The sequence below is a fragment of the Streptomyces saintjeani genome (assembly GCF_055409605.1).
On the sequence record NZ_CP189624.1, the window covers coordinates 4,975,360 to 5,000,451 of the forward strand.

Annotated in this window: 31 protein-coding genes; 20 read left to right on the top strand and 11 right to left on the bottom strand. The window is 68.6% G+C overall.

Going from position 1 to position 25,092, the window contains the following annotated elements:
• Positions 1–6 precede the first annotated feature (6 nt).
• The 3 genes from ACQCO7_RS22700 to ACQCO7_RS22710 all read left to right on the top strand — a co-directional run bounded on the left by ACQCO7_RS22700 (position 7) and on the right by ACQCO7_RS22710 (position 1,045).
• Entirely contained in the window at positions 7–279 is a 273-nt protein-coding gene (locus tag ACQCO7_RS22700; protein WP_464073574.1) for a hypothetical protein, read from the top strand.
• A 92-nt stretch (positions 280–371) separates the two neighbouring features.
• Positions 372–707: a hypothetical protein gene (locus ACQCO7_RS22705; protein WP_464073575.1), complete on the top strand. Its 336-nt coding sequence runs from the start codon at positions 372–374 to the stop codon at positions 705–707.
• A 77-nt stretch (positions 708–784) separates the two neighbouring features.
• A complete protein-coding gene (locus ACQCO7_RS22710; protein ID WP_464073576.1) occupies positions 785–1,045 on the top strand; it encodes a DUF3099 domain-containing protein in 261 nt (86 codons plus the stop codon).
• A 3-nt stretch (positions 1,046–1,048) separates the two neighbouring features.
• Here ACQCO7_RS22710 and ACQCO7_RS22715 read toward each other — a convergent pair whose 3' ends face one another.
• Positions 1,049–1,831: a hypothetical protein gene (locus tag ACQCO7_RS22715; protein WP_464073577.1), complete on the bottom strand. Its 783-nt coding sequence runs from the start codon at positions 1,829–1,831 to the stop codon at positions 1,049–1,051.
• Between the two features lie 91 nt (positions 1,832–1,922).
• Entirely contained in the window at positions 1,923–2,930 is a 1,008-nt protein-coding gene (locus ACQCO7_RS22720) for an aldo/keto reductase (protein WP_464073578.1), read from the bottom strand.
• 97 nt (positions 2,931–3,027) lie between these two features.
• On the opposite strand from ACQCO7_RS22720, the gene ACQCO7_RS22725 reads away from it, so the two are divergent.
• Complete coding sequence (locus tag ACQCO7_RS22725) at positions 3,028–3,942, top strand: AraC family transcriptional regulator (protein WP_464073579.1); 915 nt, start codon at positions 3,028–3,030, stop codon at positions 3,940–3,942.
• Between the two features lie 52 nt (positions 3,943–3,994).
• Here ACQCO7_RS22725 and ACQCO7_RS22730 read toward each other — a convergent pair whose 3' ends face one another.
• Complete coding sequence (locus tag ACQCO7_RS22730; protein WP_464073580.1) at positions 3,995–4,705, bottom strand: DUF4232 domain-containing protein; 711 nt, start codon at positions 4,703–4,705, stop codon at positions 3,995–3,997.
• Between the two features lie 110 nt (positions 4,706–4,815).
• Positions 4,816–5,178, bottom strand: coding sequence for a DsrE family protein (locus tag ACQCO7_RS22735; protein ID WP_464073581.1), 363 nt, complete (start codon positions 5,176–5,178; stop codon positions 4,816–4,818).
• A 3-nt stretch (positions 5,179–5,181) separates the two neighbouring features.
• Between ACQCO7_RS22735 and ACQCO7_RS22740 the strand changes: the two genes are divergently transcribed.
• Complete coding sequence (locus ACQCO7_RS22740) at positions 5,182–5,433, top strand: hypothetical protein (RefSeq protein ID WP_464073582.1); 252 nt, start codon at positions 5,182–5,184, stop codon at positions 5,431–5,433.
• A gap of 19 nt (positions 5,434–5,452) precedes the next feature.
• Here the strand turns inward: ACQCO7_RS22740 and ACQCO7_RS22745 are convergent, their stop codons facing one another.
• On the bottom strand, positions 5,453–5,833 hold the full coding sequence (locus ACQCO7_RS22745; RefSeq protein WP_464073583.1) for a hypothetical protein: 381 nt from the start codon (positions 5,831–5,833) through the stop codon (positions 5,453–5,455).
• Positions 5,834–5,998: 165 nt separating this feature from the next.
• Between ACQCO7_RS22745 and ACQCO7_RS22750 the strand changes: the two genes are divergently transcribed.
• Both ACQCO7_RS22750 and ACQCO7_RS22755 read left to right on the top strand, forming a co-directional pair.
• Positions 5,999–6,844, top strand: a complete 846-nt coding sequence (locus tag ACQCO7_RS22750) for a helix-turn-helix domain-containing protein (protein ID WP_464073584.1) — start codon at positions 5,999–6,001, stop codon at positions 6,842–6,844.
• The gene (locus ACQCO7_RS22755; RefSeq protein WP_464073585.1) at positions 6,826–7,098 is read left to right on the top strand and encodes a DUF397 domain-containing protein; all 273 of its coding nucleotides are present in this window, start codon (positions 6,826–6,828) and stop codon (positions 7,096–7,098) included. The genes ACQCO7_RS22750 and ACQCO7_RS22755 overlap by 19 nt, the downstream gene beginning before the upstream one ends.
• Before the next feature lie 34 nt (positions 7,099–7,132).
• On the opposite strand, the gene ACQCO7_RS22760 is transcribed toward ACQCO7_RS22755, so the two are convergent.
• Positions 7,133–8,338: an RNA-guided endonuclease InsQ/TnpB family protein gene (locus tag ACQCO7_RS22760; protein WP_464073586.1), complete on the bottom strand. Its 1,206-nt coding sequence runs from the start codon at positions 8,336–8,338 to the stop codon at positions 7,133–7,135.
• A 50-nt stretch (positions 8,339–8,388) separates the two neighbouring features.
• On the opposite strand from ACQCO7_RS22760, the gene ACQCO7_RS22765 reads away from it, so the two are divergent.
• The 4 genes from ACQCO7_RS22765 (at position 8,389) to ygfZ (ending at position 10,847) form a co-directional block, all read left to right on the top strand.
• Entirely contained in the window at positions 8,389–8,550 is a 162-nt protein-coding gene (locus ACQCO7_RS22765) for an Arc family DNA-binding protein (protein WP_464073587.1), read from the top strand.
• A 241-nt stretch (positions 8,551–8,791) separates the two neighbouring features.
• Complete coding sequence (locus ACQCO7_RS22770) at positions 8,792–9,367, top strand: heme-binding beta-barrel domain-containing protein (protein ID WP_464073588.1); 576 nt, start codon at positions 8,792–8,794, stop codon at positions 9,365–9,367.
• 16 nt (positions 9,368–9,383) lie between these two features.
• A complete protein-coding gene (locus ACQCO7_RS22775; RefSeq protein ID WP_464073589.1) occupies positions 9,384–9,812 on the top strand; it encodes a Fur family transcriptional regulator in 429 nt (142 codons plus the stop codon).
• Positions 9,813–9,878: 66 nt separating this feature from the next.
• Positions 9,879–10,847, top strand: a complete 969-nt coding sequence (ygfZ, locus tag ACQCO7_RS22780) for a CAF17-like 4Fe-4S cluster assembly/insertion protein YgfZ (protein WP_464073590.1) — start codon at positions 9,879–9,881, stop codon at positions 10,845–10,847.
• Here the strand turns inward: ygfZ and ACQCO7_RS22785 are convergent.
• Positions 10,844–11,677, bottom strand: coding sequence for a 5'-methylthioadenosine/S-adenosylhomocysteine nucleosidase (locus ACQCO7_RS22785; RefSeq protein ID WP_464073591.1), 834 nt, complete (start codon positions 11,675–11,677; stop codon positions 10,844–10,846). The genes ygfZ and ACQCO7_RS22785 overlap by 4 nt on opposite strands.
• Positions 11,678–11,854: 177 nt before the next feature.
• Here ACQCO7_RS22785 and ACQCO7_RS22790 point away from each other — a divergent pair, with 177 nt between their 5' ends.
• A complete protein-coding gene (locus ACQCO7_RS22790; RefSeq protein WP_464073592.1) occupies positions 11,855–13,996 on the top strand; it encodes a tetratricopeptide repeat protein in 2,142 nt (713 codons plus the stop codon).
• A gap of 106 nt (positions 13,997–14,102) precedes the next feature.
• Here ACQCO7_RS22790 and dtd read toward each other — a convergent pair whose 3' ends face one another.
• A complete protein-coding gene (gene dtd / locus ACQCO7_RS22795) occupies positions 14,103–14,528 on the bottom strand; it encodes a D-aminoacyl-tRNA deacylase (protein ID WP_029183557.1) in 426 nt (141 codons plus the stop codon).
• A gap of 230 nt (positions 14,529–14,758) precedes the next feature.
• Between dtd and ACQCO7_RS22800 the strand changes: the two genes are divergently transcribed.
• The 3 genes from ACQCO7_RS22800 to ACQCO7_RS22810 all read left to right on the top strand — a co-directional run bounded on the left by ACQCO7_RS22800 (position 14,759) and on the right by ACQCO7_RS22810 (position 17,965).
• On the top strand, positions 14,759–15,274 hold the full coding sequence (locus tag ACQCO7_RS22800) for an RsiG family protein (protein ID WP_010351620.1): 516 nt from the start codon (positions 14,759–14,761) through the stop codon (positions 15,272–15,274).
• 95 nt (positions 15,275–15,369) lie between these two features.
• Positions 15,370–16,677: a GNAT family N-acetyltransferase gene (locus ACQCO7_RS22805; protein WP_464073593.1), complete on the top strand. Its 1,308-nt coding sequence runs from the start codon at positions 15,370–15,372 to the stop codon at positions 16,675–16,677.
• A gap of 364 nt (positions 16,678–17,041) precedes the next feature.
• Positions 17,042–17,965, top strand: coding sequence for a winged helix-turn-helix domain-containing protein (locus ACQCO7_RS22810; protein ID WP_464073594.1), 924 nt, complete (start codon positions 17,042–17,044; stop codon positions 17,963–17,965).
• On the opposite strand, the gene ACQCO7_RS22815 is transcribed toward ACQCO7_RS22810, so the two are convergent.
• A complete protein-coding gene (locus ACQCO7_RS22815; RefSeq protein ID WP_464073595.1) occupies positions 17,955–18,134 on the bottom strand; it encodes a hypothetical protein in 180 nt (59 codons plus the stop codon). The genes ACQCO7_RS22810 and ACQCO7_RS22815 overlap by 11 nt on opposite strands.
• A 203-nt stretch (positions 18,135–18,337) precedes the next feature.
• On the opposite strand from ACQCO7_RS22815, the gene ACQCO7_RS22820 reads away from it, so the two are divergent.
• Together ACQCO7_RS22820 and ACQCO7_RS22825 are read left to right on the top strand one after the other, a co-directional pair.
• On the top strand, positions 18,338–19,192 hold the full coding sequence (locus tag ACQCO7_RS22820; RefSeq protein WP_464077269.1) for a FadR/GntR family transcriptional regulator: 855 nt from the start codon (positions 18,338–18,340) through the stop codon (positions 19,190–19,192).
• A gap of 29 nt (positions 19,193–19,221) precedes the next feature.
• Positions 19,222–19,941 carry an HAD family hydrolase gene (locus ACQCO7_RS22825; protein WP_464073596.1) on the top strand — a complete coding sequence of 240 codons (720 nt, stop codon included), beginning with the start codon at positions 19,222–19,224 and terminating at the stop codon, positions 19,939–19,941.
• Positions 19,942–19,960: 19 nt separating this feature from the next.
• On the opposite strand, the gene ACQCO7_RS22830 is transcribed toward ACQCO7_RS22825, so the two are convergent.
• Positions 19,961–20,143: a hypothetical protein gene (locus tag ACQCO7_RS22830; protein ID WP_409115469.1), complete on the bottom strand. Its 183-nt coding sequence runs from the start codon at positions 20,141–20,143 to the stop codon at positions 19,961–19,963.
• 174 nt (positions 20,144–20,317) lie between these two features.
• Between ACQCO7_RS22830 and ACQCO7_RS22835 the strand changes: the two genes are divergently transcribed.
• From ACQCO7_RS22835 to ACQCO7_RS22845, 3 genes are all read left to right on the top strand, one after another.
• Complete coding sequence (locus tag ACQCO7_RS22835; protein ID WP_464073597.1) at positions 20,318–21,178, top strand: winged helix-turn-helix domain-containing protein; 861 nt, start codon at positions 20,318–20,320, stop codon at positions 21,176–21,178.
• A gap of 161 nt (positions 21,179–21,339) precedes the next feature.
• Positions 21,340–23,496: a phosphotransferase family protein gene (locus tag ACQCO7_RS22840; RefSeq protein WP_464073598.1), complete on the top strand. Its 2,157-nt coding sequence runs from the start codon at positions 21,340–21,342 to the stop codon at positions 23,494–23,496.
• 35 nt (positions 23,497–23,531) lie between these two features.
• On the top strand, positions 23,532–24,161 hold the full coding sequence (locus ACQCO7_RS22845; RefSeq protein ID WP_050371362.1) for a TetR family transcriptional regulator: 630 nt from the start codon (positions 23,532–23,534) through the stop codon (positions 24,159–24,161).
• A gap of 99 nt (positions 24,162–24,260) precedes the next feature.
• Here ACQCO7_RS22845 and ACQCO7_RS22850 read toward each other — a convergent pair whose 3' ends face one another.
• A complete protein-coding gene (locus ACQCO7_RS22850; RefSeq protein WP_464073599.1) occupies positions 24,261–25,046 on the bottom strand; it encodes an ABC transporter permease in 786 nt (261 codons plus the stop codon).
• Between the last annotated feature and the right edge of the window lie 46 nt (positions 25,047–25,092).

Consider the following 25,092-nt stretch of genomic DNA (forward strand, 5'->3'; position numbering starts at 1 on the left):
GCTCCGATGTCTGCACCACTTCCATGGGACAAGCGGATCAAATGCCAGACGGACGATCCGGAGGGCAGACATGTCGTGACCCGGTACGGGAACTCCTTGCTGGGCTGGCACCACTTCACCGGCCGTCACAACACCAAGAAGTGCTCCACCCTGTACGCGGCCTTGAACGGACGTGTGGACCGGGACGATCACCATGGCCATCTGGAGTACGACGCTGTCGCGTTCGAGACGGGAGTCGCGAGACCGCGGCAGGTGAAGGTCACTGTCGTCGTGCAGTAGACACGCAAGACCACGAACGACGACTACGATGCCGGCAGGGGCCAGAAGATCGGCGTCATCACGGCGTACTGTCACAACCAGCAGGGAAACAAGTGTCCAGCGTGGGCCAAGCTGTGAACCCACCTGAGCCGGACGTCGAGCAAGCGGCTGCCGAATGGCTGCTCGATCTTGTTCGGCAGTTCGTCGCCACGCATGTTTCCTGGAAACCGCTGCTCATCGGCGGGGTGATCACCGGTGACGACCGTGTGCGCCTTTACCTCCGTTCGCCTGAACGGGACCGTACGTACGGGGTGGACCTGTTGGCCGGGAGTGCGGGGCCGGGGCTGCTCGGGGCCTTGGTCTCGCCCGGGTTTCTGGCGAACGAGCAGGCGCAGCGGCCGTCCGACGATCCGCACTGCGATGTGATCGTGGACTGCACGGACTACTGATGCCCGGGGGGTGCCCCGCACCTCGACCAGCACAGGTGGGTCGGTCCTGAGTACTCCTACAGGGCTACGCTGGAGGTATGTACGCACGGCGGCGGCACGTGTACTTCGCCATGATGGGGAGCTGTATCGGGCTCTTCGTGCTGGCGTGGGGAGTCGTGCGGATCTGGTCGATGCCCGTCGCTGTGGGGATGTGCGTGGTGGCCATGGTCATCCCGCCGCTCGCGGCGATCGTGGCGAACCGGCGGGGTCCCGAGGACCGGTGGTGGGACGACCCGTCGGGCGACCCCAAGTCCGACGAGTGGTGGGACGAACTGGACGGCAAGAAGCGACCCCGGTAGCTCTCAGGTAGTACGGCTGACCGTGACCAGGAGAGGCGCGTCGGCGCCGAGGCGCGCGGCGAGGTCGGCGAGGGTCTCACCGAGCCAGCCGACGGCGTCGTACGACCAGGCGGCGAGGTCGCCGTGGAGGGTCAGGGTGTGACGGGGTGGACCGCCCCAGAAGGTGTCGTCGAAGGGTGGCTCCGGAGAGGTACCTCCCGAGGAGTACGACCGGAGAGTGAAGACGTCCTGCTCCAGCCCGGCGAGGTGACGCGGCAGCTCCTCGATCACCTCGTCCCGCCCGCTGCCGACGACCACCTCCACCGGCGTCCGCGCTGCCGGATCACCCGCCCGGAACCACTCCCGCGTCAGCATCGAGGGCACCGCCGCGTACGCGGGCCGCGAGGCGACGTCGATCGACCCGAGCGGAAGCAGAAGCTGGACGACGGAGACGTCCGCCGTCCCGATCCGCTCCGCCACACTCCCGGCACACCCCAGAAACGGCCGCACCGGCAACGGCCGCTCCCCGCTCACCACAGCCGCCCCGACCTGGAACCAGGCGATCAACTCCGGGTCTCCGGCGGCACGATGCGGATGCCCGGAACCGGCGTCGTTCATCCCCCACAGCGTGTCCAGCCACCCCATGGAGAGCGAGCGTTGGTGGAAGAGCTGGTAGGGGTCGTTCTCGGGGTCGTGCCAAGGGTGTTGGGCCTGTTCGCCGTAGAGCGCGGCGAACAGGGTTCCCGTGGTCGGCGCCATGGCCTCGGGCAACGCGGCCGGACACGGCTCAGCGCTTCTCTCCGTCACGCGGTACCTCCGTCTTCACCTCGAACGACCAGGCTAGAGGGAGGGTCTGCGAACGGCTGTACCTCTGGAGGGTGGGTCGCTCCGGTAGGCGTTACTTCCAGGTCGGCATCATGAACTCCGGGTAGCGGGAGCCTGCCGATCCGTGCGGGAGGATTTCGTCGATGCGGGTCAAGTCGGCGGTGGTGAGGGTGAGTTCGGCCGAGGCGACGTTTTCCGCCAGGCGGGTGGGGGTGCGGGTGCCCGGGATGGGGACGATGTCCTCGCCCTGTGACAGGAGCCAGGTCAGGGCGAGTTGGGGTGCTGTGGCTCCCTTCGAGGCGGCCAGGGTCGTCAACTCCCTTATCGCGTGCAGGTTCTGTTCGTAGTTGCCCGGCTGCCAGCGTTCGTCCCAGCGGCGCATGTCGTCCTCGGCGTACTCGGCGGCCGGCTTGACCGCACCGGTGAGGAAGCCGCGCCCCAAGGGGGAGTACGGGACGAAGCCGATCCCCAACTCGCGCAGGAGCGGCAGGATTTCGGCCTCCACCGCGCGCTCGAAGACGGAGTACTCGGTCTGGAGCACCGAGACCGGGTGTACGGCGTGGGCGCGGCGGATCGTGTCCGGGCCCGCCTCGCTGAGGCCGAAGAAGCGGACCTTGCCCTCGGTGATCAGCTCGCCGACCGTGCCGGCGACGTCCTCGATCGGGACGTCGGGGTCGACGCGGTGCTGGTAGAGGACGTCGATGTGGTCGGTGCCGAGGTGGCGGAGGCTCTCCTCGGTGACCTTGCGGATGTGCTCGGGGCGGCTGTCGAGGCGGCTCAGGTCGGAGAGGTCGGAGAGGTCGAAGCCGAACTTCGTCGCGAGGAGGACCTCGTCGCGGAAGGAGGCGACCGCGCGGCCGAGGAGCTGCTCGTTGCTCCCCGTACCCAAGCCGTACAGCTCGGCGGTGTCGAAGAGCGTAACTCCGAGGTCGTATGCCCGATGGATGGTGGCGATGCCGCTCTGCTCGTCCCCGGTGCCGTAGGCCATGGTCATACCCATCGTCCCGAGACCGATCGCGCCGGCCGTCAGACCCTGGGTGCCGAGGGTGCGCAGGGGAAGTTTCGAGGTGTTCTCTGCCATGCCCTCGACGCTACGGAGCGGGGAGCCCGGCGGCATGGGGCAGCAGTCTCATAAACTTGCCTGATCCTCTCAGCCCTCTCAGCCAAGGGATCGCGTCGTGCTCGACCGTCTCGCCGCCGCTATCGGACGTCACCTCGTAGTACCCGGGGGTGACACCGCAGTCCCCCACCTCATGCTCGCCGGGGTCGATGAGGCGTGGAAGTCCTATGACCTCCTCTACGAACCCATGATCTGCTTCGTCGTCGAGGGCGCGAAGAGAGTCACGTCCGGGGACGTCAGCGCGGTCGTGGGCCCCGGCGAGCTGCTGCTCACGCCGCTGCACCTCCCGGCCGTCGTCGACCTGGTGAAGGTGCCGTACCGGTCCGCCGTCCTGCGGCTCGACGCGGGCACGGTCACCGAGCTGCTCATGGAACTTGAGAGCTACGGGGACTACGAGGACTACGCGGAGTACGCCCGCTCCGCCCCGCAGGGGATCGTCAGTACGGCGCTCACCCCCGCCCTCGCGGACGCCGTGACCCGCTGGGTGGAGTTGCTCGATACCCCCGAGGACATCGGCCCCCTCGCCGCGCGCACGGAGAGCGAGATCCTGTACCGGCTGCTGCGCACCGACCTCGGTCCCCTGCTGCGGGAGGCGTTCCTCACGGACTCGGCGACCTCCCGGGTCCGGGTCGCCGCGCGGTGGATCATGGAGCGGTACGACCAGCCGCTGAGCGTCGAGGAGATCTCGGCGGTCGCGCACATGAGCGCCGCCGGGCTGCACCGGCACTTCAAGGCGGTCACGGGTCTGACGCCCCTGAAGTACCAGAAGCGGCTGCGGATGCAGGAGGCGCGGCGACGGCTGGTGAGCGAGGGGGAGTCGGCCGCGCAGGTCGCGCACGCGGTGGGGTACTCCAGCGCTACCCAGTTCAACCGGGAGTACCGGGCCGAGTACGGCTTGCCCCCGGGACAGGACGCGGCACGGCTGAGGGCGGAGCCGGGGGTGTACCCCGCCCCCGGCCGCGTCACCCCCTGAGTCACCCCAGGGGAGTCACCGGGTACATCTCAGGTACTAGCGCCCTGTCGATTCAGCTGCCCTGCCCCGCGCTGCCGATCGGGCCGATCTCGACCGGGGTGCCGCCGCCCTCGGTGACGGGGAGGGAGGCGGCGCCCGGCCAGGCGAGGGAGACGGTGCGGGTGTCGTTCGGCGGGGTGACGAGGAGGCCGGTGATGCGGACACCGGAGCCGCCGGAGTCGTTGGCCGGGTAGAAGACCGGGAAGAAGACCTCCGCGCCGCTCTTGAGGGTCGCGGCGGCGGTCGGCTGGCCGCTGCGCTTCGCGGAGATCGTGCCGGAGCTGGTCTTCAGGTCGACGCCCGCGTAACCCGAGATCGTGCAGGACTTGCCGCTCTTGTTCTTCAGCGTGACGACGACCGTGCGCGTGCTGTCGCCTTCGATCGTGTTGTCGGATGCCGTGATCGTCAGCGAGTCGGTGCCACAACGGCCGCTCTTGGAAGCGGAGTTGGAGCCGGTACCGCCGGTGGTGGAGCCGCTCGAACCCGAACCGCCGTTTGTCGCCGACGCGTCGGAGCCCGAGCCGGTACCGCCGGTGGCAGACCCGGCCGTACCCGAACCTCCGGTCGTCGAACCGGCCGTACCCGAACCACCCGTCGTGGCAGCGGAGTTGGAAGCAGACGGCGACGGGTCGCTCTTGGCCGTGCTGTCACTGGAGCCGCACGCGGTCAGAGACAGACCGGCGGCGACGGCAATGGCGGCGATGGTGAGCTTCTGAACGCGCATCGTGTTTCTTCCCCAACTTCGGTACGGGCGTGCCGCTTACGACTGTGATGAGTGGTCCCGGCGGCTCCGTGTTCCGCTCAACTCACCCTTAAGACACGCCCGTTACACGCTCAATACACGAGCGCCTGCACCCCGTCCCCGAGCGCCTCCTGCACGAACACCTGTGCCCCGGCGATCCGGACCCCCTCGATCACGTCCTTCTCCGTGATGTCCCGGCGCGCCGCGCACTGCGTGCACAGCGTGACCTGGCCGGCGGACAGGATCGTGTCGAGGAGGTCCGGGAGGGGGGCCGCGTGGGGGAGTTCGAACTCCGCCGCCCTGCCCGGCAGCGCGAACCACGCGGACTCGCCGGTGAGCCACAGCGACACCTCCACCCCGCTCGCCACCGCCACCGAGGCCACGGTGAAGGCCTGCGAGCAGCGTTCGGGGGCATCAGTGCCCGCGGTCACCTTGATAACCAGCTTCTTGGACATGCCGTGCAGCGTAGTGCGGCCTACGTCGCCGTCGCCGCGATCACCGCGACCAGCGTGGCGACGCTCAGCGCCGTGAGAACGCCGCTCCAGAAGGCGTCCTCGCTCATCAGCCGCCTGAGTCTGCGCCGCACCCGGCGCCCACGGGGCACCGTTCTCTGCGGCAACACACTCTCTACGGTGGTGAGTTGGCCCGGCGGCGTCCACGGCAACGCGGGCGGGGGAACCGCGTACGCCGGGTACACCTCCTCGATCTGACCGGGGTGAGGGCGGGGGATCACGCGGGGTGCGCCTGCTCGTGATGACGCCTCATCAGGACCCGCGCGTCCACCTCCGCGCTCAGGTCCTTCTCGTCGCTGGCGGTGTGCGCGAGCTGCACCAACTCCGCGCAGCTCGCGCAGTTCGGGTGCGGCTGCGGGACCTTCGTGATGTCCACCGTCGGCTCCAACAGCGGGTACCTGCGGGCCGCTTGAACGTTCACCGCCTTCACGCCGGCGCCGATGCGCTCGCTGTCGGTGGGGGGCCGGAGGGTGTCGGGGTCGGCCTGCCACTCGATGCCGCCGCCGACGGGGCGGAGCATCGCGTACTTGCCGTCGCGGGCCTGGAACTCCCCCACCTTGTCGGTCGTGGGGTCGTAGAGGAGGGTTCCGGGTTCCATGGGTTTACATCCTTTCGCCCAACATCTATACGGAATGCGGCTGTTGTACTACTCTGCGCATTCGTGGGTAGTACGAGGATGACCCCAGTGGGGACGCCTCCGCACCCCGGACAGGCGCAAAGGCAACGCGGAATATTTCATGGGCAGTGGGAGGGTGAGCGGGCGATGCCAGCCAGGAGGGCGATCACGGGGCGGAGCGGAGGGCCGAGGGAGCGGTTCGCGCAGGAGCTGAAGAAGGCGCGGCTCCAAAAGGGTGTCCCGTTAAGGAAGTTGGCGGAGGATCTGGGCTGGAGCGAGTCGCTGCTAAGCAGGATGGAGAACGGCATCCTGCTCGGCGGGCCGGACGTGGTCGAGGCGCTCGACGTCTACTACGGGACTGGGGACAAGCTGCTGATCCTGTGGGAGTTGGCGGTTGCCGACAAGAAGCAGTTCAAGCTGAAGTACCGGCCGTACATGGAGTTGGAGGAGAAGGCGGTAGCTCTGTGGCAGTACTCCCCGACCACGATCCCCGGACTGCTTCAGAGCGCCGAGTATGCGAGGGCGGCGCTCATGGCCGGTGGTTACGAGGGAGAGGAGTTGGAGCGGCAGATCGAAGCGCGACTCGGCCGCCAGCGAGCGCTGTTCGACCCGGAGAACCCCATGCCGTTCCGGTCGATCATGTCGGAGGCCGCGCTGCGTAATCCGCTGCGTGATCCACGGGAGTGGCGCAAGCAGTTGGAGTTCCTGCTGGAGGTGTCGGAGCTGCCCAACGCCAACATTCAAGTGTTGCCGTTCGGCACGGGACTGCATCGTCTGGTCAACACCGACATGATGTTCCTGGAGCTGCCGGACGGGAAGATCGTCGCCTACGGTGAGAGCGACGTACAGAGTGAACTGTTCGAGGAAACCAGCAGGGTTGCGGACCTTAACCGCACTTATGATGCCCTACGTGACTTGGCGTACAGCCCCGCCGAGACACGACAGTTCATCATGCGTCTGCTGGAGGAATTGCCGTGCGATCCATCGACTTGAGCAGCGTCTCGTGGCGCAAGAGCAGCTACAGCAACACCGATGGCGGCAACTGCCTCGAAGTCTCCGACGACTTGCTCAGTACAGCCGCGTGGCGCAAGAGCAGCTACAGCAACAACGACGGCGGCCAGTGCCTCGAAGTCTCCGACAGCATCCCCTCCCTCGTCCCCGTCCGCGACAGCAAGGACCCCTCCGCCGGCTCCCTCCTCTTCGCCGCCGACTCCTGGGCCGCCTTCCTCGTCGGTATCAAGTCTTGACTGCTCCCTTTCCTCACGGAAGGGGATTCCTGGCTCAGGCCGCCTCCGGGAGCGGCGCTCCCGGAGGTCTCACACCCTCGGCACCAGCCGGGGCCAGACCAGCCCGGACGAGCATCACGCGGGCGGAGTTCTTGTCCCTGGGAGAGGAAACTCCGCACGCGGTGCAGGTGTAGGTACGTTCCGACAGCGGAAGTGCGTGCTTGGTTCTCGCTCCGCACGACGCGCAGTCCATCGTGGTGTGCGCGGGGTTGACGAGATGGATGTCCCTCCCGTGCTTGCGTCCCATCTCCAGCAGCGCCGACTTGGTGGCACCGATGGCTGCGTCAGCGGCCTTCCTGGCCATGGTCGTCTTCGCGAGGAACTTCGGGCGGAAGTCCTCGACAGCGACGGCGTCATGATCGCGTACGACGCGCTTGGCCCACTTGCGGGCCGTATCCTGCCGCTGCCTGGCGATCTTCCGGTACGTCTTCGCTCGTAGCCTCTTGGCCTCGCGGTACCCCTTGGAGGCCGGCTGTCCTTCGGCGGGTTTGCGGCGGGCCATCATCCGGTCGTACCTCGCCAGTTTCACCCGCGCTTTTCCTCCGTGCTGTGGATGAGGAAGGTCGTAGGCGTCCGAGGTGGTGGTCGCGGTCTCCTCCACACCCCAGTCCACCCCGATCACGGCACCCGTTTCGGGGAAGGGCCGGACCTCGGCGGGTACGACGAACGAGCAGTACCAGTGACCCAAGGCGTCCTGGTACACACGCACGCTGGACGGGACGGCGGGAAGGTCCCTGGACCACACCACGGTCAGTGCGATGTTCCCGGCGAGGTGAAGGCGTCCGTCCTTCAGACGGAACCCACGCCGGGTGTAGTTCAAGGTAGGTAGGGCGTCGCGCTTCTTCCTGTGCCGGGGCATCCCGGCCCGGCGATGTGGGGGTAGCCGGTCCTTGATGTCCTTCATCGCCTTCGCGCGGGACTTGCCGAAGTCCCTGATGGTCTGCTGCTGAGCGATGGCCGAACCTTCGGCCAGCCACGGGGTACGGGCGCGGGCCTCGGTCAGCATCCTGTCCAGCTTCGAGGGACCACATGTCTCGCTCTCGGCATAGGCCTTCTTCGACCGTGCCACGCACTCGTTCCAGACCCAACGGCACCGACCCCATTCCGCCGTGAGCGCGCTACTGGCGGTCGACGACACACGCAGCCGGTAGGTGTACCGGGCGTACCTGGCGTCCTTCGGATGCCTGTTAGGCGTCGTCATGACGTCAAATCTATGTCGTTCACCCATACTTCAGCAACTACATTGGCGTTATGGATGAAGAGAAACGCATCACCGTTCGGCTCCCCGTCGAACTTCACGACCGCCTTGCCGCACAGGCGAAGCGAGACCACAGGTCGGTCAACGGCGAGATCGTCCATCTTCTGGAAGCCGCGCTCGCCGATCTGCCGCCGGGTGCCGGGGGGCTCCGGTGAACGGTCGAAGGGTGTGGCCCCCAGAGCCTTCCGCTGGCCCGATGAGTGGCCCGGACCCCGGCGGCGTAAGCTGGGGTCCGGCCTTGTGTACCTGAATCGCGCCTCTAGGAGCACCCCGTGCTTGAAGTCTTCTTCGAAGCTCTCCTCGTCCTGGTCTGCGTCGGCGTGCTCGCGTTCGCCGGGCTGACCGTGAAGAAGCTGTACCAGGGCCAGCGCTGACCCCGTCCGACCAGGAAGCCTGATGATCGAGATTCCGTCCGACCTGCACAAGGACCTCCTCCCGCTGACGTTCCTCCTCGGCCAGTGGGCCGGCGCGGGCGTGCACGAATTCCCCGGCTCGGAGAAGTGCAACTTCGGCCAGGAGGTGTCCTTCACCCAGGACGGCCGTGACTTCCTGGAGTACACCTCTCATACCTGGGTACTGGACAACGACGGCAACAAGGTCCGCCCCCTGGAGTCCGAGCACGGCTTCTGGCGCATCGACGCGGACCGCAAGGTCGAGGTCACGATGGTCCGTGACGACGGCGTCGTGGAGATCTGGTACGGCGAGCTGGCGGCCAAGCAGCCCCAGATCGACCTGGTCACGGACGCCGTAGCCCGTACGGGTGCCTCCCAGCCGTACACCGGTGGTAAGAGGCTGTACGGCTACGTCAAGAGCGACCTCATGTGGGTCGGCGAGAAGCAGACTCCCGACGTAGAACTCCGGCCGTACATGTCCGCGCACCTCAAGAAGGTCGTCACCCCGGAGGACGTGGCCCGCTGGGCCAGGGCCCTCCCGGAGGACATGCCGGATGACGGGATCGCTTTCTTCAAGTAGTCCTAGACTCTCCAGTGTGGTGAGCACCGACTGGAAGAGCGACCTCAGGCAGCGTGGGTATCGGCTGACGCCGCAGCGGCAGCTTGTGTTGGAAGCCGTGGACACGCTGGAGCATGCGACCCCCGACGACATCCTCGTGGAAGTGAGGAAGACGGCGTCGGGGGTCAACATTTCCACGGTCTACCGGACGCTGGAGCTGTTGGAAGAGTTGGGGCTGGTCAGCCATGCGCATCTCGGGCACGGCGCGCCGACCTACCACCTCGCCGACCGGCACCATCATCTGCATCTCGTGTGCCGGGACTGCGACCGCGTGATCGAGGCGGACGTCGAGGTCGCGGCGGTCTTCACGGACGCGCTGCGGGAGCGGTTCGGGTTCGAGACCGACATGAAGCACTTCGCGATCTTCGGGCGGTGCGAGGAGTGTTCGGCGAAGGAGAGGGAGTAGCGGGCCGCGCGGCGAAGGGGCGGGAGCCCCGCCGGGTTCCGGGAGCCGCGTCGTAGGGTTGGGACCATGAAGAGTCCCTTGCTGTCCTTGCCGGGTGCGGTGTCCGCGGAGGGTGTGGACGACGGTGTCGCCGCCCACTACGGAGAGCTGTTCCGGGAGCAACGGGCGCTCGCCGACGGGCGGGGGTTCGTCGACCTGTCGCACCGGGGCGTCGTCGCCGTCACCGGGGACGACCGGCTGGCCTGGCTGCACCTGCTGCTCACCCAGCATGTGAGCGACCTCGCCGCGGGCGTCGCCACCGAGTCGCTGATCCTCTCCGCGAACGGGCACATCGAGCACGCGCTGTACCTCGTCGACGACGGGGCGACCGTGTGGGCGCACGTCGAGCCCGGGTCGCAGGAGGCGCTGATCGAGTACCTGGAGTCCATGAAGTTCTTCTACCGGGTCGAGGTCGAGGACCGGACCGGTGACTTCGCCGTCGTCCATCTGCCGGCCGGGTCCGTGGCCGAGGTGCCCGGGTCCGTCGTGGTGCGGGAGACGCCGTACGGGCGTGATCTTTTCCTGCCTCGCGCGGAGCTGGAAGAGTTCGCTGGTCGGGTGGGGGACGCCGCCGGGCTCCTCGCGTACGAGGCGCTGCGTGTCGAGCAGCACCGGCCCCGGGTCGGGTTCGAGACCGATCACCGGACCATCCCGCACGAGCTGGGGTGGATCGGGACCGCCGTCCACCTCCAGAAGGGGTGCTACCGGGGGCAGGAGACGGTGGCCCGCGTCCAGAACCTCGGCAAGCCGCCCCGGCGGCTCGTCTTCCTCCATCTCGACGGCAGCGAGGTGCAGTTGCCGGGGCACGGGGCGGAGGTCCGGGTCGCCGCCGAGGGGGCTGACGGGCGGAAGATCGGGTTCGTGACGACCGCCGCCCGGCATCATGAACTCGGGCCCATCGCACTGGCGTTGGTGAAGCGGAACGTGCCGGTGGATGCGGAGTTGGTGGTGGGGGAGAAGACGGCTGCGGCTCAAGAGGTCGTCGTAGAGCCTTAGTTGTCCTCGCGGGGGGATTCCACCGTGATCTTTGCCGAGGTGGTGCCGAAGAAGGTGCTGCCGCGGAAGTCGATGTGGTCGCCGCTGTCCGCGACGCTCGTGGAGCGTGACGGCGGTGGGGTCAGCTTGCGGAGTACGGCCGCTGCCGCCCCCGCCGCCCGGTCCGCGGCGTGCGACTGGGCGGCCCTGGGGTCCTCGGGCTTCTTGGCGGTGTCCGCCGCGTCGCTGATGCCGCGCATCGTGAGCGTCTCGACCCCGGTGGTCAGATGAGCCGTGTGCGCCATGCCCGCGCCCTCCATCTCGACGGCGAGCGCGTCGTTGTAGTGGCGCCTCAACTGGGCCGGCAGAGAGGTGTGTTCGTCGTTCAGGGTGATCTCGCCGGCCGCCACCGCGCCGAAGTGGACACCTGGCTCGCCGCGCAGGGCGAACCGCGCGGCCTGCTCCAGCCGGTACGAGGAGTCCCACGACTGAGGGCGCGCGTAGAAGCCCTCGGGCGTCTGGGCGCCGCCCTGGAAGGCGTAGATCCGGGTGGCGACCACGAGATCGCCGACCTCCACCGTGTCCTTGAGGCCGCCCGCGATACCGACGAACAGGAGTGCGTCGGGGCGGAGTTGGCGCACGACATCCTCGACGACGATCGCGGCAGGGGTGTGCCAGGAACTGACGTCCGCCAGCGCCACCTGCCAGACGCTGTCCGGCAGGTCACCCACTTCGACGGGGAGCGCGGTGCCGATCATCCGCTCCCCCAGGCCGGTGAGGAGTGACCGTACGGCCTGATACTCCAGGGGTAGTCCGGTGATGATCGCCACCAGGGGTTGCCTGTCCGGCACTTGACCACCTCGCCCGTATGCCGTCGTCCGCGTCCGTGCGACGGGGTCCGACCTCCAACACTCTAGTGTCGCCACACCGTGCAGATACTCGTATCGAACTGCGGAATCCGGCGGACCGGGTGCAGCGCCGGGAGGCGTGGTACTACCGTGGGCGGCATCCGCGGTACGGGGGACAGCATGGAGTCGGCCCTTCAGGCGCTGCTGAGCGCGCTGACCGACGGGGCGGCGGGCCCGGTCGGCCAGGACCTGGCGCGGAAGCTGGCCGAGTTCCTCGCCCCGGGCGAGCGCGGAGCCGTACCGCAGCCCCTGCGCGACCGGTTGGGGCAGTTGCTGACCAACAGCCCCGACACCGCACGCGCGTTGGGTGCGGCCATGGAGAAACTCCGGCCCGGGAGCGCCGCGTTGGTGGGCGGGGACCACATCGACTTCGACGGGCTCTTCCTCGGCGACGTGACCGGCGCCGTACTGAACATCCACCTCCCGCCGATGCCCGCCGAGCCCGATCCGCTCGCCGTCGGTTCCCTGCCGCCCGCGACGCCGAGCTTCACCGGGCGCAAGAGGCTGCTCAGACAACTGGACGACTTCCTGCGCCCTGCCCCCGGGCCGCCGCAGCCCGGCACGGTCACGGCGGCGGTGCTGGCCGGTATGGCGGGCGTCGGGAAGACCGCGCTCGCCACCGAGGCGGCGCACGCGGCCAAGGACAAGGGGTGGTTCCCCGGCGGCTTCCTCTTCATCGACCTGCACGGCCACGACCACGCGACCGTCGCCGCCGAACAAGCGCTCGGCACCCTGCTCGAAGACCTCGGCACACCGGCCGAGCACCTCACCACCCAGGAACAGCGGGTCAAGCACTACCGCAGCCAACTGGACCACTGGCCCGACCGGGTGCTGATCTTCGCGGACAACGCCGCCTCCCCCGGACAGGTCCGGCCGCTGCTCCCCGCCGACTCCCGCCACCGCATCCTGATCACCTCGCGCACCGCGATCCCCCAACTCGGCGCCCATCACCTGTCGTTGGGACAGCTCTCGCCGAAGGTGGCGGTCGCCCTGCTGGACCAGGCGCTGCGGCTCGCCAACGGGACGGACCTCCGGATCACCGACGAGGCGGACGCTGCGCTCGAACTCGCCGCCCTCTGCGGGTACTTGCCGCTGGCCCTCCAGATCGCCGCCGCGCAACTCGTCTGGGACCCGCACAAGCCCGTGGCCGAGGCGGTGGACGAACTGCGCGACCAGAGCACGCTGTTGGACTTCCTCGACGACGGTGAGCGCAGCGTACGGGCCGCCTTCGAGCTGTCGTACCAGCGGCTTGACGCCGAACAGGCCCGGCTTTTGCGGCTGCTGGCCGAGGCGCCGGGACCGGAGGCGGGTGTCGGCATACTCGCGGCGCTGCTCGGGGGCGCGCCGCGGGCGGGCGTGCTCGCCGCGCTGGAGCGGGCGTATCTGGTCGACCGCAGCAGCAGTCGTACGGAGTGGCGACTGCACGATCTGGTACGGGTGTTCGCCACGCAGGTGTCGGACGACGACCCTTCCTGTGCCGTGGAGCGGGGGGATGCGCGGGAGCGGGTCCTCCAGCACTATCTGGGCCGGGCCGACGAGGCCGACGACCATCTTCGGGGAATCACCCGGGAGTTGGGCTGTTTCGCGGATCTCGACGAGGCTCTCGGCTGGCTCGACAAGGAGCGGCTCGGGCTGCTGGCCGCCGTCGAGTGGGGTGAGGCGGACCGGTACACCGCTCGCGCGCTCGACCTCGCCCTCTGCCTCACCGAATACCTGCGCCGACGTGGGCTGTTGGAAGAGGTCCTGGCCGTCAGCCGGCTGGCGCGGGAGTTCGCCTCGCGTCTCGGAGACCAGCTGCGGGAGGCGACCGCCTGGCAGAACGTCGGTGACGCGCTGGCGAGTTCACGGCCGGACGAGGCCGTCGAGGCGTTCGCGCGGGCCTGTGAGCTCCACCGGGACCGGGGGGACCGGGCGGGCGAGGCCGAGCAGTGGAACAACAGGGCGATCACCGAGGCGTTGCGGGGTGAACTCGACGCGGCCAACGATGCGTTCAGGCGGGCGCTCACTCTGCGCAGGGAGGTGAGGGACCTGCACGGCGAGGCGATGGTGTGGAACAACCTGGCCGTCGTGCTGCGGGAGTCGGAGCGCGAGGCGGAGGCGTTCGACGCGTTCGCCGAAGCGGGGAGGCTGCTGGAGGAGCTTGGGGACCGGGATCGGGCCTCGGAGACGTACCAGAACCTCGGCAGGGCTCTGGCGGCGGCGGGGCGGGACGGGGAGGCGGCGGAGGCGTTCGCTCGGGGGCGGGAGGTCGCGCGGTCGTAGCGGGGTGCGGGCGGGGCTTGAGAACGGCGGGGGTGGGCCTTGGAACGCCGTCTCGGAACGGCCGTTCGCCAGGTCGCTCGGCGGGCCTTCCGGCAGGAGTAGGTACCTACATCTCCAGTAGCACCGTGAACGGGCCGTCGTTCGTGAGGGATACCCGCATCTGGGCTCCGAAGCGGCCCGTCGTCACCGTCGCACCCAGCGCACGCAGTTCCGATACGACGGCCTCGACGAGGGGTTCGGCGATATCGCCCGGGGCCGCCGCGTTCCACGTGGGGCGGCGCCCCTTGCGCGCGTCGCCGTACAGCGTGAACTGGCTGATCACCAGCAGCGGGGCGTTGATGTCACTGCACGACCTCTCGTCCGCCAGCATGCGGATCGACCAGAGTTTCCTGGCCAGTTGGGCCGCCTTCTCCTTCGTGTCCTCGTGGGTCACGCCCACCAGGACACACAGGCCCTCGCCCTCGAACCCGCCGACCGTCTCGCCCTCGACGACCACGCTCGCGCCGTCCGCTCTCTGCACCACTGCTCGCATGGACCCATGATGCCGGGTGGCTCCCGGGGCTACGCCGGGTGGTGGCTCCACGGTCGTACGGGTGGTGGCTCCACGGTCGTAACCGGGTAGCTCCAGGGTCGTACAGGGTGGCTAAAGCCCCCCATCTGGGGCCGTTCGGGGGCACTCGGTCACATAGCGGCCACTTGGGGTGGCACCATGCTTCCCACACGCCCGGTCGTGGGGACGGTCGAGGGGACGGTAAGAGGCGGATGAGCACACTCAGTACATCGGGTACGCGGTACGAGGAGCACGACCTGTCCCGGCTCAGCCTGGTCGAGCTGCGCGACCTGCGCCGGGACGCGCTGCGCGACGAGGCCGATCTCAGTTACGTACGGCGGCTGTTGCAGGGCCGGATCGACATCCTGCGGGCCGAGCTGGCCTGCCGGGGTACCGCCGTGGTGGGGGGTGTGGTGGAGCGGCTCTCGGAGATCCTCGCGGACGGGCCCGCGCGGTACCGCTCCTCCGCGCGGCACGTCACCCTGGGCACCCCTCAGGGGGAGGAGTACCGGAAGCTGGCCGCGGAGATGCTGGGCGAGGTGGAGCTGTCGGACCTGTCCGCCCGTACGGACGGGGAGCTGAGCGAGGCGATGGGGAGACTGGAGACGTACGAGCAGGAGGTCTCGCGGCGGCGGCAGGGCTTGCAGCGGGCGGCGGACGACTGCGGGGGCGAGATCACCCGGAGGTATCGGGAGGGTGAGGCGCAGGTGGAGGACCTGCTGGGGTGAGGGAGGTCGTACCTGAGGGGTAGGCCGTACCTGAGGGTGAGGCCGGTCGGGCAAATGGTTGGAGGCGTAGTCCTCAGGGTGCATAGCGTGGGCGTATGACCAACGAACCCGTGACACCTGCGCGCCCGACCCCCGACCCCATCGACATCCGGTTGATCGCCGAGAGCGAGCGGCACGAGTGGCTGCGCGCGATGAACGTGGGGTTCCTGCGGTCCTCCGCGATCTCGGAGCCGCATGTCGGGGCGCGGCGCGTCGCGGACGCGGGGGCGCGGGCGTACGGGGCGTTCGACGGGGACCGGGTCGTCGCGACGTACCGCTCGTTCGCGCAGGAGCTGACCGTGCCGGGCGGGGCGGTCGTACCCGCCGACGCGATCTCCAACGTCGCGGTGCTGCCCACGCACCGGCGGCGCGGACTGCTGTCGCGGATCATGCGGGAGGACCTCGGTGCCGCGAAGGAGCGGGGCGACGTGGTGGCCACGCTGATCGCCGCCGAGTACCCGATCTACGGGCGGTACGGGTTCGGGCCGGCCACGTCGGTCGCCGAGTGGAGCATCGACGTACCGCGTACGGGGCTCGACCCGCGGTGGGCCGCGCCCGAGTGCGGGGGCCGGATCGAGGTGCTGGAGCCGGAGGAGGTGCGCAAGGCCGGGCCCGAGCTGCACGAGCGGGTACGGCGCGGGCGGGCCGGCGCGGTCAGCCGCGACCAGCACTGGTGGGACCGTGATACCGGGGTACTACGGACGTACGAGGGTGAGCGGCCGGTGCCGACGTACGTGGCGTACCGCTCGCCCGCAGGCGAGGGCGAGGGCGACGGCGCGGGCCGGATCGACGGGCTGGTCGCGTACGAGGTCGACGACGAGTGGACCGGCGGCGGCCAGGCCGCCAACACGCTGACCGTGAAGTGGCTGATCGGCGTAACTCCTGAGGCGGAGCGCGCGCTGTGGCACTTCCTGTGCTCGATCGACTGGGTGACCACCGTGAAGTCGGGCTGGCGCGGCCCCGACGACCTGCTGCCCCGCCTCCTGCCGGACCCCCGCGCCGCACGGATCACCCAGCTCTCGGACTGGCTGTGGGTACGGCTCCTGGACGTCGCACGGGCCCTGGAGGCACGGACGTACGACGCTACCGGAGAGGTAGTACTCGAGGTGTACGACCCTGAGGGGCTCACCGGCGGACGGTTCCTGCTCTCGGTGTCACCCGGGGGTGCGTCCTGCACCCGGAGCACCCGGGGCGCCGACCTCGCGCTGGACGTGACCGACCTCGCGTCGCTGTGGCTCGGCGACGAGTCGGTGGCGCGGCTGGCGGCGCTGGACCGGGTGCGGGAGGTACGAGCGGGCGCCGTGCGCGAGGCCGACGCCCTGCTGCGTACGTCCGGGCGGCCATGGTGCCCGGACATGTTCTGAGTCGAGACCCCCGCAGGGGGATGGTGCTGAACCTCCTCTTCGGTCACTGGTCGTACTCGGGTCGTACTTCTGACGGCGTAACTCGTCCGTAGCTGTGGCTCATGAAGTTGTGGCTGTGCTCGCGATGTTCGGTTGTGGCTGTGCGGTGGTGCCTCGTATGCGGTTGTGGCTGTGCCTGTGCGGCCAGGGCCGCCGTCTGTGCGGGCTCCCGGCTCCCCTCCGGAAGGGAGCCCGACCAACCATCTGAAAGTCTGACCACGTTGACCATGTAAGGTGAAGTTGGCTGCCAACTTCACTGTACTTATGTCCGCTTGGAAGCGTCTCATAACCATCTCTCGGGGAACTGCCCAAAGATGGCGGGAAGTTGTACTGTTTCGACGTGGAGCCGGAACACGCCTCCGTCAGTGGACGGAAAAGGCCACAGCGGCCACAGAAGTCGCACCACCAGGTGGCCGACGAACTGCGCACCCGGATCAGGACCGGAGTGCTGCGGCCCGGTGAACGCATGCCCACACAGGCCCGGTTGGCCGACGAGTTCGGGGTCGAGCGCGGGGCCGTACGGCAGGCCCTGCGCATCCTCCAGGCGGAGCACCTGCTCACCAACATGACCAAGGGCGCACCCGCAACTGTCGCCCTTGACCTGGGAGTTGGGCTCCAGGTGCGCGGCCCGGCGGCCCCGCCGCAGCCGACGACGGTCGGGCTCGCGCCGCGCATCGCCGAGGCGTTCGAGGCCGAGCACGTCAAGATCGACGCGCTCTGCCTGACCGCCGTGTCCCTCACACTTGCCATGGGCGAACCCCTCCGGCACATCCATTCGGGGCGAATGAAACCGGCCAAGGTCGACGTGCGGGTGCTGCTGCCGTCGCGCAGCATTCCGCTCGCCTTCCCCGCGCCGCTGGACAGTTCGGCGTCCGGGCGGCTGCGCGAACACTGGCTGCTGCACCGCAACGCGCAGGGGCAGGTCCTCAAGCACAACCTCCTCGCGCTGCGCCAGACGCACGACATCGACGTCCAAGTCGACTTCCGCGCCCTGCCGTTCACGCCGCCGGTCAAGCTGTATCTGCTCAACGGGGACGAAGCGCTGTTCGCCTACTACACGTTGCGGCGGCGCGAGCAACTCATCAACGACGAGCGGGTGGAGACGTACGACGCGGAGGGCACGCAGTCGATGCTCTTCGCGTTCGGGCGGGGGGCCGGGGCGCGCGACACCGCGTTCGTCGAGCAGTCCCGGCTGTGGTTCGACGCGCTGTGGGGGACGATCAGCTCGGACCTTCAGCTCACGAGCTGACCGCCGGGGTCGTCATCAGCGCGGCCAGCATCACGGCTCCTATCGAGGTCAGGGTGGGCATCCTGGCCTTGATCCCGACGCTGATCAGCAGCATGGCGACGGCGCCGGACGTGCCGTACCTCCACTGGACGGCCTGTTCGAGGGCGGCGGTGACGAGGGCGGCGGGCATGGGGCTCACCCCTTCCTTCTGTGCGGTGCCTTGAGATGGACCGGCTTGGATATGCCGGAGGTCTACCAACTTGACCAAGTTGGCAACCAACTACACTGATGTTGTCCCCATTTGGCACCAACCTTCAAACAAGTTGTCGGCAACTGCCTTAAGATGGATCAGAGTTGTACCGTTCGACCGTGACGACCCAGGGGAAGGTGGCAGTGGACACCGGCAGAAGGCTCTCGCCTCAGGAGATCGCCGACACACTTCGGGAGCGGATCCGGGTCGGGGACCTCAAAGCCGGTGATCGGCTGCCTACCCAGGCGGAGTTGGCGGACGAGTTCGGGGTCGAGCGGGGAGCCGTCCGGCAGGCGCTGCGGGCCTTGCAGGAGGACGGGCTCCTGACGAACGTCAGCAAGGGAAGCCCGCCGCGGATCGCGGAGGCACCGGAGGAGGAGGGGGACGAGCCCCGCCCGACGATGGTGGCGCTCGCGCCGCGGTTGGTGGAGGCGTTCCGGGAGCCGAGGGTGCGGATCGACGCGGTGTGTCTGACGGCGGAGAGTCTGATTCCGGCGTTGGGGGAGCCGTTGCGGTTGATCCATGCGGGGATCGCCCGGCCGGAGAAGCTCGACGTACGGATCATGCTGCCGTCGCGGAAGATCAACCTCGCGTTCCCGGTCCAGGTGGGCGAGGTCGAGGGTGAAGACACCGTGCACAAGCGGTGGTTGGGGATGCGTAACGCGCAGGGACAGGTGCTGCGGTACAACCTCAACGCGTTGCGCTCGCATGGTGTGGACGTCCAAGTCTCCTTCCGCGCCCTGCCGTTCACGCCGCCGGTCAAGCTGTATCTGCTCAACGAGGCGGAAGCGCTGATGGGTTACTACACCGTCGCGCGCTACGAGGAGCCCTCCGACGAGGGTGTGCTTCTCGACATGTACGACGTCCGGGGCACCGAGTCCCTGCTCTTCTCCTTCGAGAAGCGCACCGGGCAACGCGACGCCGCGTTCGTCGAGGAGTCGCAGCGGTGGTTCGACGCCCTCTGGGAAACCATCACGACAGACCTGACACTCTCCTAGTGACTTCTGATACGAAACAGACGGATCGGATGGCTCGTGACGGTGACAAGGCGACCGGAAAAGTACAGGAGTTGATCGGTCGCGCCCGGGTCGTGCTGTGGGACTTCGACGGGCCCGTGTGCGGGCTCTTCGCCGGGCACCCCGCGGAGCGGGTCGCGGCGGGGCTGGTGGAGCGGCTCGAACTGCGGGGTCTGCGGGGGCTGTTGAGCGAGGAGGAGCGTGCCAGCCTCGACCCTCATGTCGTCCTGCGCGCCGTGGACAGCCGGCGTTCCGGCAGCGACCTCGTCGTCGAGCTCGAAGAGTGGCTCACCGAGGAGGAGTTGACGGCCGCGACCTCGGCGCAGCCCACCCCGTACGCCGACCCGCTGATCCGTACGTGGGTGGCGGTCGGCGCGCGGATGGCGGTCACCACCAACAACTCCCCCCGGGTGGTGGGGAAATACCTGGCGAGCCGCGGTCTGAGCGCTTGTTTCGCACCGCACGTCTACGGCCGTACCGCCGACATCCAGCTTCTCAAACCCGACCCGCACTGCCTCAACAGGGCGCTGCGGGCGATGGGTTCGGCGCCCGGGGACGCCCTGATGATCGGTGACACGCCGTCCGACCTGGAGGCCGCGCGGCGGGCGGGGGTGCCGTTCCTCGGGTACGCGCGCAACGGCCGCAAGGAGGGGTTGTTGCGCGAGGAGGGTGCGGAGGCGGTCGTCTCTTCGCTGGAGTCTGTGCTGGCGGTGGTCAGGAAACAGGCGTAAGCGGCGGGGGAAGCCTCTCTCATGCCTGGATCATGAGGACCGTCAGCAATGTGGCGGCACCGACTGCGAGTCCGCTGTGGCGGGCTCGCAGTCCGACTCCCAGGCAGAACAACAGGAAGACGCCGAAGGGGCCGAGCCGTGCCTGGGCCAGGAGGCCCAGGGTCAGACTGAGGGATTCCGTCAGGGTGGACAACAGGAGCATGCTCTTTCACCTCCCGACAACTCTCGGTGAAGCCTGCAACTAGCAGTCCAATTGGACTGGTTGACGTGAGGTGGTCTTTCCCTGGCCGGTAGATCCCTTAACTGCCAGTCCAGTTGGCCGGTTGATTTGACTGAAAGTGGTTTGTCGCCGGGGTGGTGGCGGTACGGTCGAAGAGTGGGCGAGCAACAGATCGGCGACGGCGGCAGGGAGTTCCAACGTGTCGCCGGGGAACTGCGCGCCCGGATCACCGACGGGGTCTACTTCGTAGGGGGTTTCCTGCCGTCGCAGCGGGATCTGGCAGACGAGTTCGGCGTCTCCCGGGACACCGTCCAACGGGTGCTGAAGGAGCTGGCCAGCGAGGGGTGGATCCAGTCCCGGCAGGGCAGCGGATCGCGGGTGGTGCTGAAGACCCGGCGCATATCCTCCGGGGATCCGCAGCGCAAGGGCCGGGCACTGTCCCTGGGGCCGCTGCTTGCCGAGGCGTTCCAGGAGCCCGAAGTCACCCTGGATGTCTATACGCTGACGTCCGAGACGCTGAGCGCACACATGCTGTCCCAGATGGAACGCATCTACACCGGGCAGATCAGCCCCAGGCGGATCGCGCTGCGGATGCTGCTGCCCAGTGGTGAACTGCCGTATCCGCACGTCAAAGGCGCCACGAAAGACCGGCGGTTACAGGAGCGGACGCAGGGCATCACACGGCAGCACCTCGCCATCCTCACCCGCGCGTTCACGGCCCTCCGGGCGCAGAACGCGGTGGAGGACATCTCTCTGGAGGTCAGGTACGTACCCCTGACACCGACGTTCAAGCTCTACCTGCTGAACCACCGCAGTGCGCTGTTCGGTCCGTACGAGGTGGTCGAGCGTCCCATCGTCCTGGACACGGGGGAGGAGGTCGAAGCACTCGACGTCCTTGGGTACGGCGCCATCCTCACCCACCAGGTCCAGGACTCCGATCCGGACTCGGCCGCCTCCGTCTTCGTGGAGAGCATGCGGACATGGTTCGAGTCGGTGTGGAGAACTCTCGCCAAGTGACCTTGGCGTAACGGGCGTTGACTACCATGACCGAACGACTCCCCCGCCCGCGCTGTCGAACAGGCAGACACCCAGGAGTGGTGACTACACCCACGTCGCCACTGTGTCGTTACACACGTCGCGTGCCTGTCATACCAGCGTGAGTCCCATCGGAGCGGTCAGTGATCAAGCCCAGCGCCGCCTTGTCGTCGTTCGTCGAGGACGCCAGGAACAAGGCACCGGTCGCCAGCGGCCATCACAACGACAACTACGTGTGCGAGCTGCCGGAGTTCCTGGCCGACAGGCTGGGCGAGCAGGCCGGTACGACCGTGCTGGTGCGGGTCAGGCGGCGCGAGGCGGTGCCGGTGGTGATCCGGACCTGGCAGGACGAGGGCGCGATCCTGAAAGCCGTGCGCCCGTATCTGCCGCACGCGCCGACCTGCCTGCTGCGTGCCCGGGACTTCAGCATCCACAGCTATGTGCAGGGGGTGCCGCTGTCGACGGTCTGCGGCGACGGCAAACCCGTGGACGCCCGGCTCATGTCGGCGCTGACCGAACTGCTGGCTCAGATGACGCGGGTACGGCGTACGGTGCTGCCGCCGCTGCCTTCGGGCTGGCCCGCCCACGGTGCCGACAGCCAGGCGTTCCTCAAGACCCTTGCCATGGAGGCGGACCGGCAGATCAGGCTGCCCAACTGGCGTGGTTTCGGCGGCCTGTTCAGCTCGCTCGGCGTCCCGGAGAACGCGCTGACGCGCTTCGCCGAGCGGGTGCCGACGATGGCGCAGCGGCCGTACAGCCTGCTGCACACCGACCTGCACCGCGACAACCTGATCCTGCCGTACGCCCCGGTGGAGGCGGAGGTGGTCACCGTGGACTGGGAACTCGCCACGTTCGGCGACCCGTTGCAGGATCTCGCCACCCACCTGGTGCGCATGCGCTACCCGGAGCGCCAGTGGAGCGAAGTGCTCGGGGCCTGGGAGTCGGCGATGCGCAGGGTGCGGCCCGCGGCCGTCACCGGCTTCGACTCCGACCTGCGGCACTACCTCGACTTCGAGCGGGCCCAGTCCCTCTACCCCGACGTCATGCGTGCCGCGCGGTCCCTCGACTCCTCTTTCACACAACGGGACTTGGACCGCGCGACCCGCGAGGTCGAGCGGGCGATGCGGGTCGCCGAACGGCCGCTCCGGCTGCGTTCCGTACCGGGCCGGGCGGAGATCGAGTCGGCGCTGTTCCGCTGGCTCGCCGCCCGGCGCGGTGGTGAGGTCAGCGGCCGGGACTGGCTCGGCAAGGCGTTCGACTGCCGGCTCGACACCGAACGGGTGCCGCTCAGCGAGGAGTTCGGGGTCGAGCAGGTGAAGGCCGTGCTCCTTGCGGAGGGCGCGGCCGGCGCCGACCAGGTGTTCAAGGGCGCCTCGCACCTCAACACCGTCGTCGAGGTCCCGGGCATCGGCTTCCCGGTCGTCGTACGGCGTGAACTCCCCGACGTACGGAGGCGGGAGCGGCGTCCGCTGTACGAACACGCGGTGCTGCGTGCCATCCACGCCTCCGACGTACCGGTGTTGGCCCCCAAGACCCTTGCGCTTGGGGAGAGTTATCACGACGACCCGTTCGCGATCCACACGTACGCCGGTCCGGACCCCGAGCGGGCCCCCCGGCACCCGGTGGACGGACTGCGGCCGTTCGAGGCGGACGCGCTGGTGGACCAGTTGTGCGCGTTGACGCGGGTGGACTGGAAGTCGCTGGACCCGGAGGCCGAAAGTCACGATTTCTACGGGCAGTTGACCTCCTTTCTGGTTGACCTGGTCTGGGAACTTCCCGAAGGTACAGTTGAGTTGGCGAGAGAGGTCGGGCTCCCCGATGCCAACTTGTTGGACAAGCTGCTGAGTCGGCACCACATCACCCGCCGAGCCCCCTCCCTCCTCCACGGCGACCTCAACCCCTGGAACCTCGTCCGCTGCCATGACTCCGCCGAATTCACCATCATCGACTGGGAGTTGGCGATTGTCGGGGACCCGTTGTACGACCTGGTCCGGCACATGCACCTGACGCCGACCAAACAGGCCATCAGGGAGCGGATGTTCGCGCGGTGGGTGAAGAAGCTCGGGGCGGAGCGGGTCGCCGGGTGGGAGAACGACTGGCTGGTGTACCGGTGGCTGGAGATCGTCCGCTCCGCGTACATCGACCTCGACCGCCTGGTCAGCAGGGAAGCGCTGGAAGCTCCCAACGTCCGCCGCGCCGTCGACTCGTACGGCCAGACCCTGAAAGCCGCCCTCGACGTCCTCGGCCTCCCCGTCCCCCGCGCCGCCAACCCCTACCTGGGGCTCGCGCTCACCGGGTGAGACCCCGTGAGGGCTACGCTGCGTACGCTCGTCGCATGAGTGAGAGCGGTTTGCGGGAGCGCAAGAAACAGCGGATGTACCGGGACGTGTCGGACATCGCGGTCCGGATGTTCATCGAACGGGGCTTCGACGAGGTGTCCGTCGCCGAGGTGGCCGCCGCCGCGGAGATCTCCAAGCCCACGCTGTTCAGGTACTTCCCGGCGAAGGAGGACCTCGTCCTGCACCGCCTCGCGGACCACGAGCGGGAGGCCGCGGAGGTGGTGACCGCCGGGCGGGCGCGGGGGCTCGCGCCGGTGGAGGCGCTGCGGCGGCACTTCCTGGCGGGACTGGAGGCGCGCGACCCGGTCACCGGGCTCAACGATCACCCTCAGGTACGGGCGTATTACGCCTTGCTGTACGGTACGCCGTCGCTGGTCGCGCGGCTGTACGGCTTCCTGGAGCGGTCCGAGGAGGCCCTCGGCGAGGCCCTCGGCGGCACCCTCCCGGCACGGCTCGCGGCCGGGCAGATCATCGCCGTACGCCGCATCCTGGCGCTGGACAACTGGCGGCGGATCGCGGAGGGGGAGCCGCTGGAGGAGGTCGGCCGGGACGCGGTGGCGGAGGCGGAGCGGGCGTTCGGGGTACTGGCGGCTGCGGTGGGGGAGTTGGTGGAGGGGGGTTCGTGAGGTGGGGGTCGGGCGAGTGCTTCGTACGGTCGACAGGCGGCGCACGACCGGCAGTTGCCGGGGTGCGCCGCCTGTGAGTGAACGGCCTTGCCATGACGCCTACTTGGGGTCCTGGTCGAACTTCGCGGTCGACCAGAAGTAGCCGAGGACGATGAGGCCGACGCACCAACCCACCGCGATCCAGCCGTTGTTGCCGATCTCCGAGCCGAGGAGGAGACCGCGCAGGGTCTCGATCGCCGGGGTGAAGGGCTGGTACTCGGCGATCGGCTGGAACCAGCCCGGCATCGTGTCGACCGGCACGAACGCGCTGGACAGCAGCGGCAGCAGGATCAGCGGCATCGCGTTGTTGCTCGCGGCCTCGGCGTTCGGACTGACCAGCCCCATGCCGACGGCGATCCAGGTGAGCGCCGTGGCGAAGAGGACGAGCAGGCCGAACGCGGCGAGCCACTCCAGGACGCTCGCGTCCGTCGACCGGAACCCGATGGCCACGCCGACCGCGCCGACGAGGACGACACTCGCGACCGATTGCAGCACACTGCCGATGACGTGCCCGACGATCACCGAGCCCCGGTGGATCGCCATCGTGCGGAAGCGGGCGATGATGCCCTCGGTCATGTCGTTCGACACGGAGACGGCCGTGCCGATCGTGGTGGAACCGATGGTCATCAGGAGCAGACCGGGGACGATGTACGCGATGTAGTCGGAGCGGTCGCCGCCGCCGATGCCGGCGCTCATCGTGTCGCCGAAGATGTAGACGAACAGCAGCAACAGCATGATCGGGGTGAGGAGGAGGTTGAGGGTGAGGGAGGGGTAGCGGCGGGCGTGGAGGAGGTTGCGGCGGAGCATGGTGGAGCAGTCGCGGGCGGCGAGGGAGAGGGTGCTCATCGGGCGTTCTCCTGAGGGGAGTTGGGGGTTCTGGTGAGGGGCGGGT

Bases quoted from the DNA above. Each gene is read 5' to 3' on its own strand.
- ACQCO7_RS22700 (WP_464073574.1), top strand. From the start codon at position 7: ATGTCTGCACCACTTCCATGGGACAAGCGGATCAAATGCCAGACGGAC.
- ACQCO7_RS22710 (WP_464073576.1), top strand. From the start codon at position 785: ATGTACGCACGGCGGCGGCACGTGTACTTCGCCATGATGGGGAGCTGT.
- ACQCO7_RS22720 (WP_464073578.1), bottom strand. From the start codon at position 2,930: ATGGCAGAGAACACCTCGAAACTTCCCCTGCGCACCCTCGGCACCCAG.
- ACQCO7_RS22730 (WP_464073580.1), bottom strand. From the start codon at position 4,705: ATGCGCGTTCAGAAGCTCACCATCGCCGCCATTGCCGTCGCCGCCGGT.
- ACQCO7_RS22735 (WP_464073581.1), bottom strand. From the start codon at position 5,178: ATGTCCAAGAAGCTGGTTATCAAGGTGACCGCGGGCACTGATGCCCCC.
- ACQCO7_RS22745 (WP_464073583.1), bottom strand. From the start codon at position 5,833: ATGGAACCCGGAACCCTCCTCTACGACCCCACGACCGACAAGGTGGGG.
- ACQCO7_RS22750 (WP_464073584.1), top strand. From the start codon at position 5,999: ATGCCAGCCAGGAGGGCGATCACGGGGCGGAGCGGAGGGCCGAGGGAG.
- ACQCO7_RS22760 (WP_464073586.1), bottom strand. From the start codon at position 8,338: ATGACGACGCCTAACAGGCATCCGAAGGACGCCAGGTACGCCCGGTAC.
- ACQCO7_RS22765 (WP_464073587.1), top strand. From the start codon at position 8,389: ATGGATGAAGAGAAACGCATCACCGTTCGGCTCCCCGTCGAACTTCAC.
- ACQCO7_RS22770 (WP_464073588.1), top strand. From the start codon at position 8,792: ATGATCGAGATTCCGTCCGACCTGCACAAGGACCTCCTCCCGCTGACG.
- ygfZ (WP_464073590.1), top strand. From the start codon at position 9,879: ATGAAGAGTCCCTTGCTGTCCTTGCCGGGTGCGGTGTCCGCGGAGGGT.
- ACQCO7_RS22790 (WP_464073592.1), top strand. From the start codon at position 11,855: ATGGAGTCGGCCCTTCAGGCGCTGCTGAGCGCGCTGACCGACGGGGCG.
- dtd (WP_029183557.1), bottom strand. From the start codon at position 14,528: ATGCGAGCAGTGGTGCAGAGAGCGGACGGCGCGAGCGTGGTCGTCGAG.
- ACQCO7_RS22800 (WP_010351620.1), top strand. From the start codon at position 14,759: ATGAGCACACTCAGTACATCGGGTACGCGGTACGAGGAGCACGACCTG.
- ACQCO7_RS22805 (WP_464073593.1), top strand. From the start codon at position 15,370: ATGACCAACGAACCCGTGACACCTGCGCGCCCGACCCCCGACCCCATC.
- ACQCO7_RS22815 (WP_464073595.1), bottom strand. From the start codon at position 18,134: ATGCCCGCCGCCCTCGTCACCGCCGCCCTCGAACAGGCCGTCCAGTGG.
- ACQCO7_RS22825 (WP_464073596.1), top strand. From the start codon at position 19,222: ATGGCTCGTGACGGTGACAAGGCGACCGGAAAAGTACAGGAGTTGATC.
- ACQCO7_RS22830 (WP_409115469.1), bottom strand. From the start codon at position 20,143: ATGCTCCTGTTGTCCACCCTGACGGAATCCCTCAGTCTGACCCTGGGC.
- ACQCO7_RS22845 (WP_050371362.1), top strand. From the start codon at position 23,532: ATGAGTGAGAGCGGTTTGCGGGAGCGCAAGAAACAGCGGATGTACCGG.
- ACQCO7_RS22850 (WP_464073599.1), bottom strand. From the start codon at position 25,046: ATGAGCACCCTCTCCCTCGCCGCCCGCGACTGCTCCACCATGCTCCGC.